Source organism: Mesorhizobium sp. A623 (assembly GCF_054489405.1).
This window is the reverse complement of sequence record NZ_JBTMXB010000010.1, coordinates 1-15808: the sequence shown is the minus strand read 5'-3', so window position 1 is coordinate 15808 and position 15808 is coordinate 1. Positions and strand designations below refer to the sequence as shown.

Below are 15808 nucleotides of genomic sequence, written 5' to 3'. Positions count from 1 at the left end.
GCAGCCTTTCCCTTTTCGACGTTTTTCGCCCCTTTAATAGCCGAGGGCGCAACCGTCCTTGCGTGGGTCCGAGCCCCCAAGCAGGGTGCCATTTTCCCAGTCGATCCAGATGGCCTGCGCGCCACCGATCGGCCGGGCGGTTGGCTGCATCTCGAAACCGCGGCGTACAAGATCTTCTATGACGGACGGGTCACATGTCAGTTCCGCCTCGACCTGATCGGTGCCCGGCACAGGCGCGACGCGCGGCAAATCGATCGCCGTCTGCAAGTCGAGGCCGTCGTCGATGACACGCGTGAGAAACGCAGCATGGCCCATGGCCTGATACTGGCCACCCATGACACCGAATGGCATGACGGCCCGGCCGCCTTTTGTAACCATCCCGGGAATGATCGTGTTGAGAGGCCGCTTGCGGCCTGCGATGCAGTTGGGGTGCCCTGCCTCGGTGACGAAACCTTCGCCCCGGCTGTTCAGCAGCACGCCTGATCGCGGCGTCACGATGGTGCTGCCAAAGACCTCGAACAGCGAGTTGATGAAGCTGACGGCGTTACGGTCACGATCGACGACGGCGATGTAAACCGTATCCTTGTGCGGCGGGAGCGGCGCGGCGGGAATGCCGGTCAGTGCCTTGTCCGGGTCTATGCGCTCCCGAAGCGCATCGGTGATCGGCTTGGAAAGCATCCAGTCCGTCGGAACATCGCTGCTCGCCGGATCGGCAACCAGGGCATCGCGCATGGAGTAGGCAAGCCGGCCCGCTTCAATCTCGAGATGTAACCGTTCTGGCGAGAGCGGATCGTTGGGCAGGTCGTAACCTGAAAGGATGTTCAGCATGATCAGGGCCGCCACGCCTTGGCCATTCGGGGGGCACTCATGCACGTCGAACCCGCGATAGTTCGTCGAGATCGGCTTGACGTACTCTCCGGCAGCTTCGGCGAAGTCTTCACGCGTATGCAGGCCACCGAGTTCCTGGAGGCGCTCGATCATGTCTTCCATGATCGGCCCTTTGTAGAATTCGTCCGGCCCATGTTCACCGATCGCCTCGAGCGTATCGGCCAATTCCAACTGGCGATGCACCTCTCCAACCTGGAGCGGACGTCCCCCGGGCAGGAATATTCGCGCCGCGTGCGGGTCATTCATCAGCGCAGCAGCCTGATTGGCCCAGTCAAAGGCAACGCGCGGCGTGATGGCATAGCCGTTGCGGGCAAGAGACACAGCCGGTCTCAGCAATTGCGCCAACAAAAGGCGGCCATGGTCGGCCGACAGGCGCGCCCAGGCTTCGACCGAGCCGGGAACCGTCACCGCGTGCGGCGTCTGCCGCTCAATTTGCGTGATTGCGTGCCGGCGATACCAATCCGCCTCCGCCTTGGCTGGAGCGCGGCCGGAACCGTTGTAGCCCAAAACGTTCGACTGGCCTTCGCGCGCGAATAGGGTGAAGCAATCGCCGCCAATGCCTGTCGAACCGGGTTCCACGACACCCTGGACCGCACAAGCCGCGATCGCCGCATCGATGGCATTGCCGCCGGCTTTCAATATCTCCAGCCCTGCCAAGGTTGCAGCGGGATGGGATGTCGCGACCATTCCGTCGCGTGAAACGGCGAGGGATCGTCCAGGAACCTGAAAATTGCGCACGAGAACACCCTTTGGAAAAATTGACATATTAGCTGTGTAAAATATGCAGAAAGAAATTCGGAACGGAGTTCGTTCATGAACCAAGCAATTGGTACGCTCGTCAATTCCCAAATCACCCGGAGCGCGACGAACTGGTACGCGTCCGCAGGCGGGCCGTCGTCGTCGGCCGCAGCAAGCGAGGCTCCGGGTCATCGAGATCGACGGCAAGGCGCTCTCGAGAATTTTGAGGGGGCATGCCATAGGCATCGTAGAACTTATATAATATGGACTAAGGATATAAGTACGGGGCGCATGCCGCAGTAGCATGGTCCCTACATTGGATATCGGCTTTTGACACCTATGCCCATGCACCGGGACTTTGTCGGCAAAGATCTCAAGCACAAGACAATGTCGGCGGCGGCTGCAGAGCAACTTCGCCAACGTATCCTCGGGGGTGCGTATCCTGCGGGAACGGCCCTGCGCCAGGACGCCCTGGCGGCGGAGTTTGGAATAAGCAGAATTCCCGTTCGCGAAGCCTTGATGCAGCTCGAGGCGGAAGGTCTTGTAAAGATCGTGCCGCACAAGGGCGCCATCGTCTTCGAACTGTCTTTGGCCGAGGTCGAGGAATTGTTCGAATTGCGCGCCCTGATCGAGCCGATCCTGCTTGAGCGTTCGGCACCGCATCTGACGGAAGCCGATTTCGTGGAATTACGCGAGATCATAGCCGCGTTCACCACGGCAGGGACGGCCCGTCACGTAAACCGCTGGGGCGAGTTGAACGCCGAATTCCATATGGTGCTCTACAGGCACGCGAACAGGCCTCGATCCCTGTCACTCGTCATGAACCTGCTGCAGGAATGCGATCGCCACACGCGTATTCAACTCTCGCTTGAGGGCGCGATGGCCCGTGCTCAACAAGAGCATGCTGAAATGGTCAATCTATGCGAAGCGGGTCGGTTTGACGAAGCCAGTTCCCTCATGCGCCGGCACATTTTGCATGTCGGGGAAAGCCTTCGGCATCGGCGGGTAGGACCTGAAGCTTCCGGCTGATCGGCAAGCCGTATGGCCAGACGGAGTGAGGTTTCAAGCTTCGAGCAGCGGTTCGGGAATACCGATGCACCCCGTATCATGAATCGCGAAAACGGACCCTGCCAAAAGTTCGTCGGGTGCCGCTAGGTAGGCCCGGCTTCCACTTTTCTGACACGCGTTAGTTGCGAACGGGCAGGCCAAGGCGTGCCCATTCGTCGGACGGGATCGTGGTTCCGACACGGAAGGCGAAGGACAGGACCTTCGTCGCATCGGTGTCGACCTCGCATCGGAAGCTCAGGCCGTACCATGCGGCTTCCGCGTGGAAGGCGGTCTCCGGGACGTCCAGGACGTTGCCCGCCTTCAGTGGAACCATCGGCACAAGGTCGGGAAAATAAGAGGCGCCCTGCAGTTGCTGCTGCAATTCGCTGGCGCAAAGTGTGGCGGCCCGCTTGCCGCGCGGCATGCCGGCCATCGAGGTCATGGCCAGCGCATTGCCGGTGGCGCCTTGCGAGTAGAGCCTGCGGACACCCGGGAGGCCCGAATAGCGCTGCGACGTGGCGGCAGCCACGTCTTTGGACCTTGGCCTCGTCGCGTTGCCGCTACCGGGCGTCGAGACCTTTGCCGAGTTTCGCTTCGGCACGTTCGTGGGCCTGGGCTGGGGCGCTTCGACCGACGCGGGAAGTGCGATCTCGCTATCGCCGCTGGGTGCGGCCGGCATTGCTGGCGTCGCCATTGCCTGCTTCTCCGCACCCTCTGCAGCGGCGTCATCCTTAGCCTCGGTCGTCGGCCTCTCGGCTTCCTGCGCAGGGGCGGGCGGCTTTGGCGCATTGTCCTTGGCCGGTGACGGCGAGCCATCCTGTGTGCTGCCCCCGTCCAGGGATTTCCTCGGGCCGGTATCCTTGTCGCCGAACTGGAAAACCGGCTTCAGGACCTCGATTGACGCAGGCTTGGACGGTTGCTTTTCCGGCGCAGGCGGCTGCTCAGCCTTTGGTTCTGGTGGCTTTTCGGCCTTGGCCTCCTCTGGCGGCGGCACGGGAGCAGGTTTCGGCTTCGGCTGGTCGGGTGGAGGCACAAGCGCGACATTGACCGCCTGCTCCTGTTCAGGCTGTTGAGGAGATCTCGGCAGGCCGTTGACCAGCAGCGCGATAAGGAGCGCGTGGAACAGCAGCGATGCGGGCATGGCCCACAGCAAATCTCGACGCTTGTCCCGTGTCTCGTCCTTCATCGTGACCGATGTGGAACGAAATAGCGGCGGCATCAAGCAGGAGCGCCGGAGCGGCGCGATTTAACCGCCCATCAACGCCCTCGGGAGCGTTGCCTTGCTGCCTGCACCCTGTTCCGCACCGGAACTCATCTCGGATATTCGGACGATGAGACGTACTGGACAGCCAGCTTGATGAGTTCGGGAAGGTTGCGGGCCCCGAGCTTCGACTTGAGTTGCGCGCTGGTGTTCACGACCGTCTTGTAGCTGACACCGAGATCGGTGGCGATCTGCGCATAGGGCTTGCCCTCGGCAAGCAGCGCAAGCGTCTGCAACTCGCGCGACGTGACCTCGGCCATCGGATTGTGGTTTCCCGTACTCGCCAGCATGGCGACCTGCATCGCCATCTCATGCCCCAGATAGGGCTTGTTTCGACGGACGGCTTCGAATGCATCGAGAAAATCACGTGGGCCGGAATCTTTCAGCACATATCCGGTCGCACCCGCCTTGAGCACGCGGCTGACGACAAGCGGGTCGCTGTGCATGCTGAATGCGAGGATGGGCGTGCGCTTGTCGTAAAGCCGCATGCGCCGGATCAGTTCGAGGCCGCCAAGCCCCCCGCTCTTCAACGCCAGGTCGACGACAACGATATCAGGCTTGTTGCGCATGAACAGGCGGTAGCCGGCGGTTATCGTGTCCGCCTCCAGCACATCCTGGATGCCGACGTCCTGCAAGACACGCCTGCATCCCTGCAACACGATGGGGTGGTCATCAATGAGGAGAACTGTCGTCACCGCTGCGAAACCTCCGGCTTGCCGAAGCCTTCGTGCCCGGTGGTGTCGAGCGGTATTTTTACCCTGAGACAGGTGCCACGGCCGGACGGGTTCGGGGCTATCTCGATGCTGCCGCCCAGCGCGCGCACCCGCTCTTCCATGCCGGTCAGGCCGAGGCCGGGCGCATCGCTTGACGACGTGCCGATGCCGTCATCCGTGACCGACAGATAAAGCACCGCACCACTGTCCCTGCTGCTGCCGGCTTGGGGTTTGCCCTCTCGCAGATCCACGTCCAGCCTTTGCGCCTGGGCGTGGCGCAATGCGTTGGTCACCCCTTCCTGGACGCAGCGGTAGACTGTGATGTTGACGGCATCGTCGTACCGCGAAGCCGGCATATCGATCGCCAGCGTGATCTTCGGCGACGGCCCGTGCCGCTGGAACTCCGATATCAAGCCGCCAAGGACCTCGCCAAGCGGCAGGTGGTCCAGCGCGATCGGGCGCAGCCTGTCGAGGAGCCGGCGGTTCATGTGCTGGATCTTGTCGGTGATCTCATCGATCGTGGCGACGCGCTCGCGCACGCCCTTGCCGATTTCGGCGGGGAGACGCCGCGCCAGCGCTTCCAGGGAAGTGACGTCGGCCCTGATGCCGAAGAGGCAGGGGCCAAGCTCGTCATGCAGTTCGGAGGCGAGGCGGCGGCGCTCGTCATCCTGGGCGGTCAGCAGGCGGCGGTTCAGGTTCCGGTTCTCCGACCGCGCCAGGTCCAGCCGAAGGGCGAGTGCGTTGAAGCGGTCGGTGATTTCTGCGAGCGCCCGGATGTTCGGGCCGGAAAGGCGATGGCGGAACTCTCCCTGCTCCAGTTTGCGCAGGCCCGCCGCTACGCCTTCCAGCGGGCGCAACAAGCCGCCGAAAGCGAAGTGCAGCAACACCAGAACGGTGATGCCAAGCATCAGCGCGACCAGGAAGAGGTCCCTCGTCTCCCGCCATACTTCCGCGATCTCGTCGGCGGCATAGCCGACAATGACGATGGAACCTATATGACGGCCTTCCGATACGATCTGCATCTCCCGGCGCACGTCCTCGACATTCACGATGGACGCAAACCAGCTTGGAACGTCGTCCTGCGCGTCGATCGAGGGGAGCGGCATGAGTGCCGCCCGGCCTCTGTCGGCCGCTGGGATCGCAAGGACGCGGACGTGGCGCAACTGTCCGATTCTGGCGGGCAGTTGTTCGAGCTGCGCCGCAGCCTGGAACTGTGGCTGCGCAACCAGTTCGCGAACAAGCTGTTCCGCGGCCGCCATGGCTGCGGCAACCTCGACCTCGGACGATTTCTTTGCGTTGTAGACGACGATGACCATGGCGGCGGCGCTTGCCAGCAGGCCGACCAGCGTGATCGTCGCCACGATCTGCCCCCGCAACGATACCGCGCGCCAGCGCGAAACCAGCCAGGACCGCCAAGGTGCGTGCACCGTCGGCGCCGTGAATGGCTGGTGAGAAATACCGTCGACCATCGACTTGTTCCTGGCTCGGCTTTTGCGTCGGGTTTTGACCGTTGACGGCCCCGACTTTGACCGTTGCCGATGCGGCGTCGCATCGCCGACCCTTTGTGGCACGAGCGCCTTGACGCTGGCAATCTTGCCGCCGCGCCCGCGTGGAAATGGAAGCGTATCGGGAACTTCTGGCAACGACATTGGGAGCAAGTGCCATAGGCGCTTGAGACGAAGCCCGATAGGCTGCCTTCACCTGCGAGCAGGTACACGCGTTACCATCAGTGGTGTCTGGAGAGCGGTCCCTAAACCGCGATGATCCGGACACCCCTGGAGGCGCGCTACGAGAGGCTGGGCACCTCCTTGAATGCGTTAAGATGGCTACCGCGTAGCCATCGCGACGGCGGAGTGGTTCATGCGCCATCTGAGGGTCCTGGCCCTGTCGGCATCGCTGGTGGTCCTCCCGGCAAGCATTGCTTTGTCCGAGACAACCAAGCCTGAGCCCAGCGAGATTTTCATCTTCTACCTGCGGGCCTGCGCGCCGCAATCGACGCTGTCCCTCATCGACCTGCCGCCGTGCGGCGAGGGCATTGCGGCTGCGAAAAGCGGAAACGAACTGCGTCCTTAACTAAAGCAAACCGGGAGGAATTTTGGTGCATAGACGAACTTACGCATTCGCCATTCTGGCAAGCGGCCTGATGGCCAGTCCGGCGGCGGCCTATACGGCCTATGTCTCCAACGAGAAGGACAATACGATAACCGTCGTCGATACGGCGACGATGAAGGTGGTGAAGACCATCGAGGTCGGCCAGCGCCCGCGCGGCATCACCATCTCGCATGACGGCAAGTTCGTCTATCTGTGCGCCAGCGACGACGACACGATCGAGGTCATCGACACGGCGACGCTGGAGATCGTCGACACGCTGCCGTCCGGACCCGACCCCGAACTCTTCGTGCTGTCGCCCGATGGCAAGACGCTCTACGTCGCCAATGAGGACGACAATCTCGTCACCGTCATCGACATCGCCAGCAAGCAGGTGCTTTCGGAAATCCCCGTCGGCGTCGAGCCGGAAGGCATGGGCATCAGCCCCGACGGCAAGACCATGGTCAACACGTCCGAGACCACCAGCATGGCGCATTTCATCGATACCGCCACGCATGAGGTGGCCGACAATGTGCTGGTCGACACGCGGCCGCGCTACGCCGAATTCACGCCGGACGGCAAGCAGGTCTGGGTCAGCGCCGAGGTCGGCGGCACCGTCAGCGTCATCGACAACGCCAAGCGCGAGGTGGTGAAGAAGATCGAGTTCGCGATTTCGGGCCTGCGCGCTGAAAGCATCCAGCCGGTCGGCGTCGCCATCAGCGCCGACGGCAAGAAGGCCTATGTCGCGCTCGGGCCGGCAAACCATGTCGCGGTCGTCAACACGGCCACCTATGAGGTGGAGAAGTACATTCTCGTCGGCCAGCGCGTCTGGCACCTGGCCTTCACGCCCGACCAGAAGACGCTGATCACCACCAACGGCAATTCCAACGACCTCACCTTCATCGACACCGCGACCGACGAGCCTGTCGAATCGCTGACTGTCGGCCAGCAGCCCTGGGGCGTGGTCGTCTCGCCGAACTAAAAGCAGGCAAAACAGGCAACAACGGAGTTATGCCATGAATATCTGCCGCACCATCGCCTATGCCGCGCTTGCCGGGATGCTGCTCGCCCCGATAGCTGCGCACGCCGACGATGATGACGATGCGCCGAAGGTAACGCGCTCCAGCAAGAACCTGCCGGAACTGATCCTCGGCTCCCCAGATTCCAGCTACGACGTCAACCAGAAGGATTTCGAACTGATTGCCGGCCAGGGCTATCGCTGGAAGATCACGTCGAAGGGCGGCTTCGAATACAAGTTCGTCACCGATCTGTTCCGCAATGTGTGGATGGACCAGATCGTCATCGACGATCTGGAAGTGCATATGGCGGGCGCGCCGGCCTGGCTGGAATTCGACGACACCGGCACGATCCTGGTGCAGTTCCACACGGTGCGTCCCGGCGAATATACCTGGTCGATCCCCGATCTCGCCGACAAGGGCATGTCGGGAAAGATCACGATCAAGTAAGATTGTAGGCGACAGCCTGGCCCTGGGTGGACAGCCGATTGGGCTGCGGGTGCCCGGTGTCGGCAGCGTCGTGTTTCTGGCGTTTAAGGGCTGGAGCCGCAGCGGGGAGGAGGCGTTTGACTTAGCCGAACGCCTTCTGCGATCCCGGGGGTGGCTGCCTTCGGCAGTTCAGGATGGCAGGGTGGCGTCATCGGGATTGAGCAACGAGATTTGCGTCTGGTCCATGGCGGGAAGGCGCGACCAGCGTTTCCCCAGCATCCGCAAGCCCGACAGGGCAACCGCGATCACGTCCGACGCTTCATGGTCGCTCGGATAGGCGAGATAGATCGGCCTGTGAAACACGGGAACGCCGTCGATGCATTTCAACTCGCCGCTCTCGATGTGGCTGGCCACGGCGCTGAGCGGCAGATAGGCGGCGCCCCGGTTCATCAGCACGTAGCGGACCGCGCCAAAAACCATGCCCACCGACAAGGCCGGCTTCGCCATCGCGGGGAACGCGCGGTCATGCTCGACGCGGAACTCCGCGCCCCAATCGACGAAAATGTAGTGCTGCGACCAGTGTCCCGTCTGCTTCGCATGCTGGACCAGGACGATGCTGTCGTCGGCCAGCGGCTCGAACGCGATGGCGGGGTGCGGGCGGGGCAGATACAGGATGCAGATGTCAAGCAGCCCATCCGCCAGCTGGTCGATGGCGGAATCGGGAAAGCTGCCCTCCAGCCGCAGCGCGACATTCGGCCGGGTAGCGCGCATCCACTCAATCCACGGCGTGACGATCGGGTCCCACAGATAGGCCGGCGCCGTCAGCCGCAGCATGTGTTCGTAGCCCTCGGACACCGCGACGTCCTGCCTGGCCTGCTCCCAGGTGCGGGTGATCGACGAGGCGTGCGGCAGGAACTGCTTTCCCGCAGGCGTCAGCGTGACGCGGCCATGACCGCGCGAAAACAGGCGCACGCCAACCTCTTCCTCCAGCCCCCTGATCCGCGCGCTGACGGTGGACTGGGCAAGATTGAGCTTTCCCGCCGCCACCGTGAAGCTGCCATGGGCGGCCACCTCGAGAAAACTGCGCAGGTTCTCGGTATCCATTCGTTCCCCCGCGGCCCCGGCACGCATCGAAAATTTCGATGGACCCTACCAAAATAAATCGCTTTTCGACAATGGCCGAACCGGGCTTAGATGCCGCCACCTTCAACGAGGCGCTAGGAAGTTCAGGCATGTCGAAGCATCTCCAGTTACTTGACGCCATTCGCCGGCAGCTCGGGCCTATCGAAAACTCCGCTATCGACAGCCTGATCGCCGGCCGGATAGACCGCCGCGCCTTTTTGCGCCATGGCAGCGTCCTTGGCCTGTCGCTGCCGTTGATGGGCGGCATTTTCGGAGCGATCGGGCTAGCCACGCCAAGTGCGCGAGCGCAGGGCAAGCCGGGCGGCACCGTGCGGGCGGCAATCGCCATGCCGGGCGGCGCAATCGATCCGGTGACCTATTACGACAGCGGCAGCTATCAGCTGGTTTTCCAGACGGCGGAATTCTTGTGCGTCACCGAGCCGGACCTGACGCTGCGGCCGGTGCTGGCGCAAAGCTGGTTCCCCAACGAGGACGGCAGCATCTGGACGTTCAAGCTGCGCAAGGGCGTGAAATTCCACAGCGGCAGCGAACTCACCGCCGACGATGTGGTGGCGACCTTCGACCGCCTTGCCGATCCGGCAGGCGCCTCCAACGCGCTGCCGGTTTTCAAGGGCCTGCTGTCGAAGGGCGGCACGCAAAAGGTCGACGAGCACACCGTGGCGTTTCACCTCGACACGCCGAGCGGCAGCTTTCCCTACTCGGTGTCGATCGACAATTATAACGCGGTCATCCTGCCGGCCGGCTACAAGGGCGACTACGAAAAGACCTTCGACGGCACCGGCCCGTTCCGGCTCGAATCCTACACGCCCAAGGTCGGCGCCGCCTTCGTGCGCAACCCGGACTACTGGGGCGAGAAGGCGCTGCCCGACCGGCTCGAATTCAAGTTCTACGGCGATGTCCAGCCCCGCATACTCGCGCTTCAGGCCGGCGAGGTGGACCTGCTCGACACCATTCCATTCGATGTCAGCCCCGTGGTTCTCAACAACCCCGATATCAAGGTGCTGCGCATGGCGTCGACCGCGCACCGCCAGATCCACATGCGCTGCGATACCGCACCGTTCACCGACAAGCGCGTGCGCCAGGCCATGGCGCTCTCAATCGACCGGACCCAACTGGTGGACGGCCTGTGCCGGGGCATGGCGCGGATGGGCAATGATAACCCCTTCACCACGGCCTTTCCCTCGACCGACACCTCGGTGCCGCAGCGCATGCAGGATATCGGCAAGGCCAGGCAGTTGCTGGAAGCAGCGGGCTTTGCGGACGGTTTCGACATCACGCTGACGACGCTGCGCTATTCGGACATTCCAGCCTATGCGCAGCTGTTCCAGAGTTTTGCGAAGGAAATCGGCGTGCGGGTGACGCTGAACATCGAGGATCAGGACAAATATTACGGCAAGGCGGTGTTCGGCGAGTCGGACTGGCTGGACAGCCCGCTCGGCATTACCGACTACGCGCATCGCAGCGTGCCGAACGTATTCCTGCAAAGCCCGCTGGTCAGCGACGGACCGTGGAACGCCGCGCACTTCAAGAACCCGGCCTATGACGGGATGGTCAAGACTTATCTGAAGGCGCTCGACATCGATGCGCAGCGACGTGCGGCCGGCGACATCCAGAACCTGTTGCTGGATGAAACGCCGATCATCTTCAGCTATTTCTCCGACCTGCTCGTGCCGACCCGAAAGAACATCAGCGGACTGCGGCCGATCCCGGCCGGGCTGATGCTGGACCGCGTATCGGTCAGCTGAGCGTGGCCCGTTCAAACTCCGCCAAGGAACAACGAAAGAAACCGATGCGAAAGTCACATCTGCGCGCTCGAGGACCGCATTTTCCGGTGCTCGATCAAATCGTCCAATACGAGTCCGAACCGGGCTATGTCGTCTTTACCATGCCGTCGCCCAAGCGCATCCGCGTGCAGGTCGGGTCGCTGGTCGTCGCGGATTCGGTGAACGTGCTGGTGATGTACGAGTCCGACCATCTGCCGGTCTACTATTTTCCGATGGGCGACGTGCGCGAGGACTTTTTGCTGCCGAGCGCGACGACGACGGAATCGCCCTTCAAGGGCGTGGCCACGCACTACTCGCTCAACACCGGCGTGACACTGGTCGAGGACGGCGCCTGGCGCTACGAAAATCCCATCGAGGGCTGTCCGCCGATCGGCAACTACATGGCGTTCTACTGGGGCAAGATGGGCAGCTGGTTCGAGGAGGACGAGGAAGTCTTCGTCCATGCCCGCGATCCCTACCGCCGCGTCGATTGCCTGCCCTCGTCGCGACGGGTGCAAGTGTTCCTCGGCGGCGAGCAGGTCGCCGATTCACGGCGTGGGGTTTTCCTTTATGAAACCGGCCACCCGACCCGCCACTATCTTCCGATTTCGGATACGCGGCTCGAACTGTTGTCGCCCAGCCGCTACATTTCGCGCTGCCCCTACAAGGGCATTTCCAACTATTATCACGCGACGCTGAACGGCAAGCGCTACGACAATCTGGTGTGGTATTACCCCGAGCCGGTCCATGAATCCGAGCGGATCAAGGGGCTGGTCTGCTTCCATCACGAACTCGTCGACAAGATATTGATCGACGGCGTGGAACTGCCCAAGGAAGCGACGGCTGCCTCGCACGGCTACTACTAGAATTACGCCATCATCCGCGCTTCGCGAAAGGAGACCAGCTTGCTGCCGGTTTCGTCCCACAGCGCCAGTTTCACGCAGCGCAGGCTATCGAGCAGCGTGATACGGCCGATGTTGCGCAGTTCCGGATAGTCGCGCAGCACTTCCGGCAACCGGTAGTGCGGCACCTTGGCCGACAGATGATGGACATGATGGATGCCGATATTGCCGGTGAACCACCGAAGCACCGCCGGCAGATCGTAGTAGGATGAACCGTGCAGGGCGGCATACTGGAATTCCCATTCCGGGTTCCTCGACCACGCGGTTTCCTCGAATTGATGCTGGACGTAGAACAGCCAGACGCCGATCGAGCCGGCCAGAATGACGATCGACAGGTGAATGACCAGGAAAGCCACGAAGCCGATGAACCAGATGAGGATCGCGGCGGCCAGTGCGATGCCGAGATTGGTGGCCATGGACGATACCCAGGGTGTCGCGCCGCCCCGCATCATGCCGATTGGCAGTCTCTGCTCGAAAATGAAGATCCAGGTAGGCCCGATCCCGAACATCACTATAGGGTGACGATAAAGCCGGTAGACAAGGCGTCGCCAGAGCGGGAGGCTTTTGTATTCGGCGACCGTCAGCGTCTTGATGTCGCCGGTGCCGCGTTCGTCGAGATTGCCGGCGCTGGCGTGGTGTATGGCATGGGCGCGCCGCCAGCAATCGTAAGGCGTCATCGTCAGGACGCCGAGGGCGCGGCCGATCCAGTCATCCGCAAGGCGGTTGGCGAAGAAGGAACCGTGCCCGCAGTCGTGCTGGATCATGAACATGCGCACGAGAAAGCCGGCCGCAGGAACGATGAGAAACAGTCCCCACCAGTAGCCGTAGACGTATGCGAGCGCACATAGCGCCCACAGAACCGCAAAGGGAACGAGCGTCACCGCCAGTTCGACCGCGCTGCGCCTGCGGTTCGGTTTCTTGTAGCGGGCGAGGATTTTAAGCCATAGGCGTCGGCTGGCTTCTTCCGGGGAAATGATGTGCATCAGGAAGCATAAGCAGCGGCGCTGGCGCCTGCAAGGAAATGTTCACGCGGAATTACAGCGCGTATTGTCGCGTGGCGGGCAATCGAGCGCTAATGCATCGGACCGAAAACCGGAAACCGGTTTTCGGGTTATCCCGATCGCTGAATGTCGATTGGTCCTAGAGCGCCGTGCGGGTAGTCAAAGATAAGGCGATCCGAGCCACAGAACGCGGTCGATCAGGCGCACGAGGAAGGGGCGGGCGCGCAGGCCGGCCAGCGTGACGGCAGTGGCCGATTCCATAGCCGATCCGATCCGCGCATCGATTTCGCCGGCAAAGTCTCGGTCGAGCACCGCGAGATCGACCTCGAAATTCAAGCGCAACGAGCGGGGATCGAGGTTGGAGGAACCGATGAAGGCCCAGGTCGAATCGACCGAAAGCAGCTTGGAGTGGTCGAACGAACCTCCGGCACGCCAGACGCGGCAATAGCTCCTCAGGACCTGGTCGAACTGGGCCGTCATTGCCCGGTCTACGAGCTTGAGGTTGTTGACGGAAGGGACAACGATATCGATGTCGACTCCGCGCCGGGCGGCTGTCGTCAGGGCGACGATCAATTCTCGGTCGGGCAGGAAATAGGGCGACATGATGCGGATCGACTTGCGGGCGACCGAGAACGCGCCCATCAGCATTTTCTGGTTTGCCTCGATGCTTGCATCGGGTCCGGAAGGAATGGCCTGCACGAGGATCGGCGAACCGGGTTCGCCGAAAAACTCCTCAATGCGCCAGGCTTGTCCATGCAGCCTCTCTCCCGTCGTGAAATGCCAATCCTCGGCGGCGATCGAGAAGATGTCGGCAACCACGGGTCCTTGCACACGAAAATGCGTGTCGAATGCGCAATCGGGCCCGGCGAATTCCGACGTGAAGCCCTGCCGGATATTCATGCCCCCGACAAAAGCGGTTGCGCCGTCGACTACCAGAATTTTTCGGTGGGTCCTGAGATTGGCATAGGGCAGGCGCAATCCCATGATGATGCTGCCGTTGAATACGGCCGTCGAGACGCCGCATTCGCGCAGATAGCCGACGATACTGGGAACCGAATAACGCGCGCCGACGGCATCGATCAGCACGCGTATCTCGAGCCCACGTTTTACCGCTTCAATAAGGGCATCGGCGATACGCAGCCCGATCGGATCGCGGTCGAAAATATAGGTTTCGAGGATGACGCTACGCCCGGCGCCCGCAATCGCCTCGACCATCGAAGCGTATGCCTCGTCGCCGGTCTTCAGCATTTCGATGGCGTTGCTCGTCGTCAGCGTGTGGTGGGTTATCCTGTCCCCCACCGTCTTGAGGGCGGCGAAGCGCCTGCCGAACCGTTCGGCAACGAAGTCGTTGGTGGTGTCGAAGCGGGCATGCGCCAGCGTCTCATGCCCGGCCGCCAGGCGTTCGGCGGCAATCGAGCCGCGCCTGATCCGGTTTATTCCCGCGACCGCATAGATCAACGCGCCGATGATGGGCGACAGTAGAATGACGCCGACCCAGCCGATCGCCGAACGCACTTCGTCTTTCGTCATCGCCGCATGCACTGCTGCAACCACTGCGACCAGCACGGACAGGACGGCAAGGAAATGGGGCCAGTATGTCGAGAAAAGGGTCCACATGAGCCCGAAACCTATGCGATAATCTGGCTCATGTCGTGAAGCTTAAATCGTTTTGCTGAATGTCTGGGCCTCGGCCAGAAGCCATTTTCGAAAGAGCATCACGGCCGGGTTCTTTTTCTGTGCGGATTTGGGCGTGAGCACATATTGGCCTTCCTCGATGTCCACGCCGTCGCTCAGCGGCGCGACGAGTTCCCCACTTTTGAGCGAGGGCTGCGCGTAATAGCTCTGGACCAGGCACGGTCCGAAGCCGGCGCGGGTCAATTCAATGGCGGAAATGGAATTGTCCGTCGTGACGTTCACCTTGATGTCGTCCTCGGGCAGGCCGTATTTTCGCGCCAGCCTGATCCAGCGGTTCTCGCAGCCCATGATGTGGACCACGCCGTTGCGGATAAGCGCCTCGATGCATGCCTTGTCATCGGCGGACGGCACGATGGCATCGCTGCGCGCTATCACCAGCGACTGCGCTTTCAAAAGCAGGGTGGAATCGAAGCCCGGCCAGTCTCCGCTGCCGAACTGGATATCCACCTCGGTGGATTCACCGGGACCGGCCCAACTGCCAGCCAGAATGCGTACCCGGATGCCGGGATAGGCGGCATAAAATCGCCCGAGCCGGGGCGCGAGCCACGCACCGGTCAGCGTCACCGGCGCGCGCACGGTTATCTGGGCTTCGCGCTCCGCTCCGAACAGGCCGACCGTCGAGACGAGAAGTTCGTCCAGCGCCTTGCTGACGCTCGGCAGGTAGGCATGGCCGATTTCGGTCAGTTCGACCCTGCGCGCCAGTCGCTCGAACAGCTTGAACCCCAACTCTCCTTCAAGAGAGCGTATCTGGTGGCTGACGGCAGCGGGCGTCAGCCCCAACTCGGTCGCGGCGGCGGAGAAATTGCGGTGGCGGGCCGCCGTCTCATAGGCCCGAAGCCATTGCAGAGGGAGAAGAGAACGCATCATGGCAGCTCGACCTTCAAATAAAATACCGTCTTCGCTGAATAATGCTTTGTTTGACTTGCAGCAAGTCTCACTGAAATATCGCCGTGAGCAGGACGGCCGGAGGGGCCGAAATCCCGCTTCACGACAATAATGCCCTTTCGGAGACCGCCGCCCATGAAAATCACCGACGTAAAGACCTTTGTCGTCGGCAACCCGCCCCCCGGCATCGGCGGCAAGTATTTCATATTCGTCAAGCTGACCACCGATGGCGGCGTCGT

Annotated in this window: 15 protein-coding genes; 6 read left to right on the top strand and 9 right to left on the bottom strand. The window is 62.1% G+C overall.

The window, feature by feature from the left end:
* Positions 1 to 33: 33 nt before the first annotated feature.
* Positions 34 to 1575 carry a gamma-glutamyltransferase family protein gene (locus tag ACX3P1_RS12300; protein ID WP_459079861.1) on the bottom strand — a complete coding sequence of 514 codons (1542 nt, stop codon included), beginning with the start codon at positions 1573 to 1575 and terminating at the stop codon, positions 34 to 36.
* Positions 1576 to 1965: 390 nt separating this feature from the next.
* Between ACX3P1_RS12300 and ACX3P1_RS12295 the strand changes: the two genes are divergently transcribed.
* A complete protein-coding gene (locus ACX3P1_RS12295) occupies positions 1966 to 2655 on the top strand; it encodes a GntR family transcriptional regulator (protein WP_459080013.1) in 690 nt (229 codons plus the stop codon).
* Between the two features lie 157 nt (positions 2656 to 2812).
* Here ACX3P1_RS12295 and ACX3P1_RS12290 read toward each other — a convergent pair whose 3' ends face one another.
* The 3 genes from ACX3P1_RS12290 to ACX3P1_RS12280 form a co-directional block, all read right to left on the bottom strand.
* Positions 2813 to 3892 carry a DUF930 domain-containing protein gene (locus ACX3P1_RS12290; protein ID WP_459079860.1) on the bottom strand — a complete coding sequence of 360 codons (1080 nt, stop codon included), beginning with the start codon at positions 3890 to 3892 and terminating at the stop codon, positions 2813 to 2815.
* Positions 3893 to 3984: 92 nt separating this feature from the next.
* Entirely contained in the window at positions 3985 to 4629 is a 645-nt protein-coding gene (locus ACX3P1_RS12285; RefSeq protein WP_459079859.1) for a response regulator transcription factor, read from the bottom strand.
* On the bottom strand, positions 4626 to 6296 hold the full coding sequence (locus tag ACX3P1_RS12280; protein WP_459079858.1) for an ATP-binding protein: 1671 nt from the start codon (positions 6294 to 6296) through the stop codon (positions 4626 to 4628). The genes ACX3P1_RS12285 and ACX3P1_RS12280 overlap by 4 nt, the downstream gene beginning before the upstream one ends.
* A 211-nt stretch (positions 6297 to 6507) precedes the next feature.
* Between ACX3P1_RS12280 and ACX3P1_RS12275 the strand changes: the two genes are divergently transcribed.
* The 3 genes from ACX3P1_RS12275 (at position 6508) to ACX3P1_RS12265 (ending at position 8201) form a co-directional block, all read left to right on the top strand.
* Positions 6508 to 6720, top strand: a complete 213-nt coding sequence (locus ACX3P1_RS12275) for a hypothetical protein (protein WP_459079857.1) — start codon at positions 6508 to 6510, stop codon at positions 6718 to 6720.
* A gap of 70 nt (positions 6721 to 6790) precedes the next feature.
* Positions 6791 to 7717, top strand: a complete 927-nt coding sequence (locus ACX3P1_RS12270; protein ID WP_459080012.1) for a YVTN family beta-propeller repeat protein — start codon at positions 6791 to 6793, stop codon at positions 7715 to 7717.
* 34 nt (positions 7718 to 7751) lie between these two features.
* Positions 7752 to 8201, top strand: a complete 450-nt coding sequence (locus tag ACX3P1_RS12265; RefSeq protein ID WP_459079856.1) for a cupredoxin domain-containing protein — start codon at positions 7752 to 7754, stop codon at positions 8199 to 8201.
* Between the two features lie 168 nt (positions 8202 to 8369).
* Here the strand turns inward: ACX3P1_RS12265 and ACX3P1_RS12260 are convergent, their stop codons facing one another.
* Positions 8370 to 9284: a LysR family transcriptional regulator gene (locus ACX3P1_RS12260; RefSeq protein ID WP_459079855.1), complete on the bottom strand. Its 915-nt coding sequence runs from the start codon at positions 9282 to 9284 to the stop codon at positions 8370 to 8372.
* 128 nt (positions 9285 to 9412) lie between these two features.
* Here ACX3P1_RS12260 and ACX3P1_RS12255 point away from each other — a divergent pair, with 128 nt between their 5' ends.
* Together ACX3P1_RS12255 and ACX3P1_RS12250 are read left to right on the top strand one after the other, a co-directional pair.
* Complete coding sequence (locus ACX3P1_RS12255; protein WP_459079854.1) at positions 9413 to 11068, top strand: ABC transporter substrate-binding protein; 1656 nt, start codon at positions 9413 to 9415, stop codon at positions 11066 to 11068.
* Between the two features lie 44 nt (positions 11069 to 11112).
* Complete coding sequence (locus ACX3P1_RS12250; protein WP_459079853.1) at positions 11113 to 11952, top strand: DUF427 domain-containing protein; 840 nt, start codon at positions 11113 to 11115, stop codon at positions 11950 to 11952.
* Between the two features lie 2 nt (positions 11953 to 11954).
* Here ACX3P1_RS12250 and ACX3P1_RS12245 read toward each other — a convergent pair whose 3' ends face one another.
* From ACX3P1_RS12245 to ACX3P1_RS12230, 4 genes are all read right to left on the bottom strand, one after another.
* Positions 11955 to 12971 carry a fatty acid desaturase gene (locus ACX3P1_RS12245; RefSeq protein WP_459079852.1) on the bottom strand — a complete coding sequence of 339 codons (1017 nt, stop codon included), beginning with the start codon at positions 12969 to 12971 and terminating at the stop codon, positions 11955 to 11957.
* A gap of 177 nt (positions 12972 to 13148) precedes the next feature.
* Complete coding sequence (locus ACX3P1_RS12240; RefSeq protein WP_459079851.1) at positions 13149 to 14606, bottom strand: phospholipase D-like domain-containing protein; 1458 nt, start codon at positions 14604 to 14606, stop codon at positions 13149 to 13151.
* 42 nt (positions 14607 to 14648) lie between these two features.
* Positions 14649 to 15551 carry a LysR family transcriptional regulator gene (locus ACX3P1_RS12235; protein ID WP_459079850.1) on the bottom strand — a complete coding sequence of 301 codons (903 nt, stop codon included), beginning with the start codon at positions 15549 to 15551 and terminating at the stop codon, positions 14649 to 14651.
* Complete coding sequence (locus ACX3P1_RS12230) at positions 15548 to 15706, bottom strand: hypothetical protein (protein WP_459079849.1); 159 nt, start codon at positions 15704 to 15706, stop codon at positions 15548 to 15550. Before ACX3P1_RS12230 ends, ACX3P1_RS12235 begins: the two co-directional genes overlap by 4 nt.
* Positions 15707 to 15808: the final 102 nt, after the last annotated feature.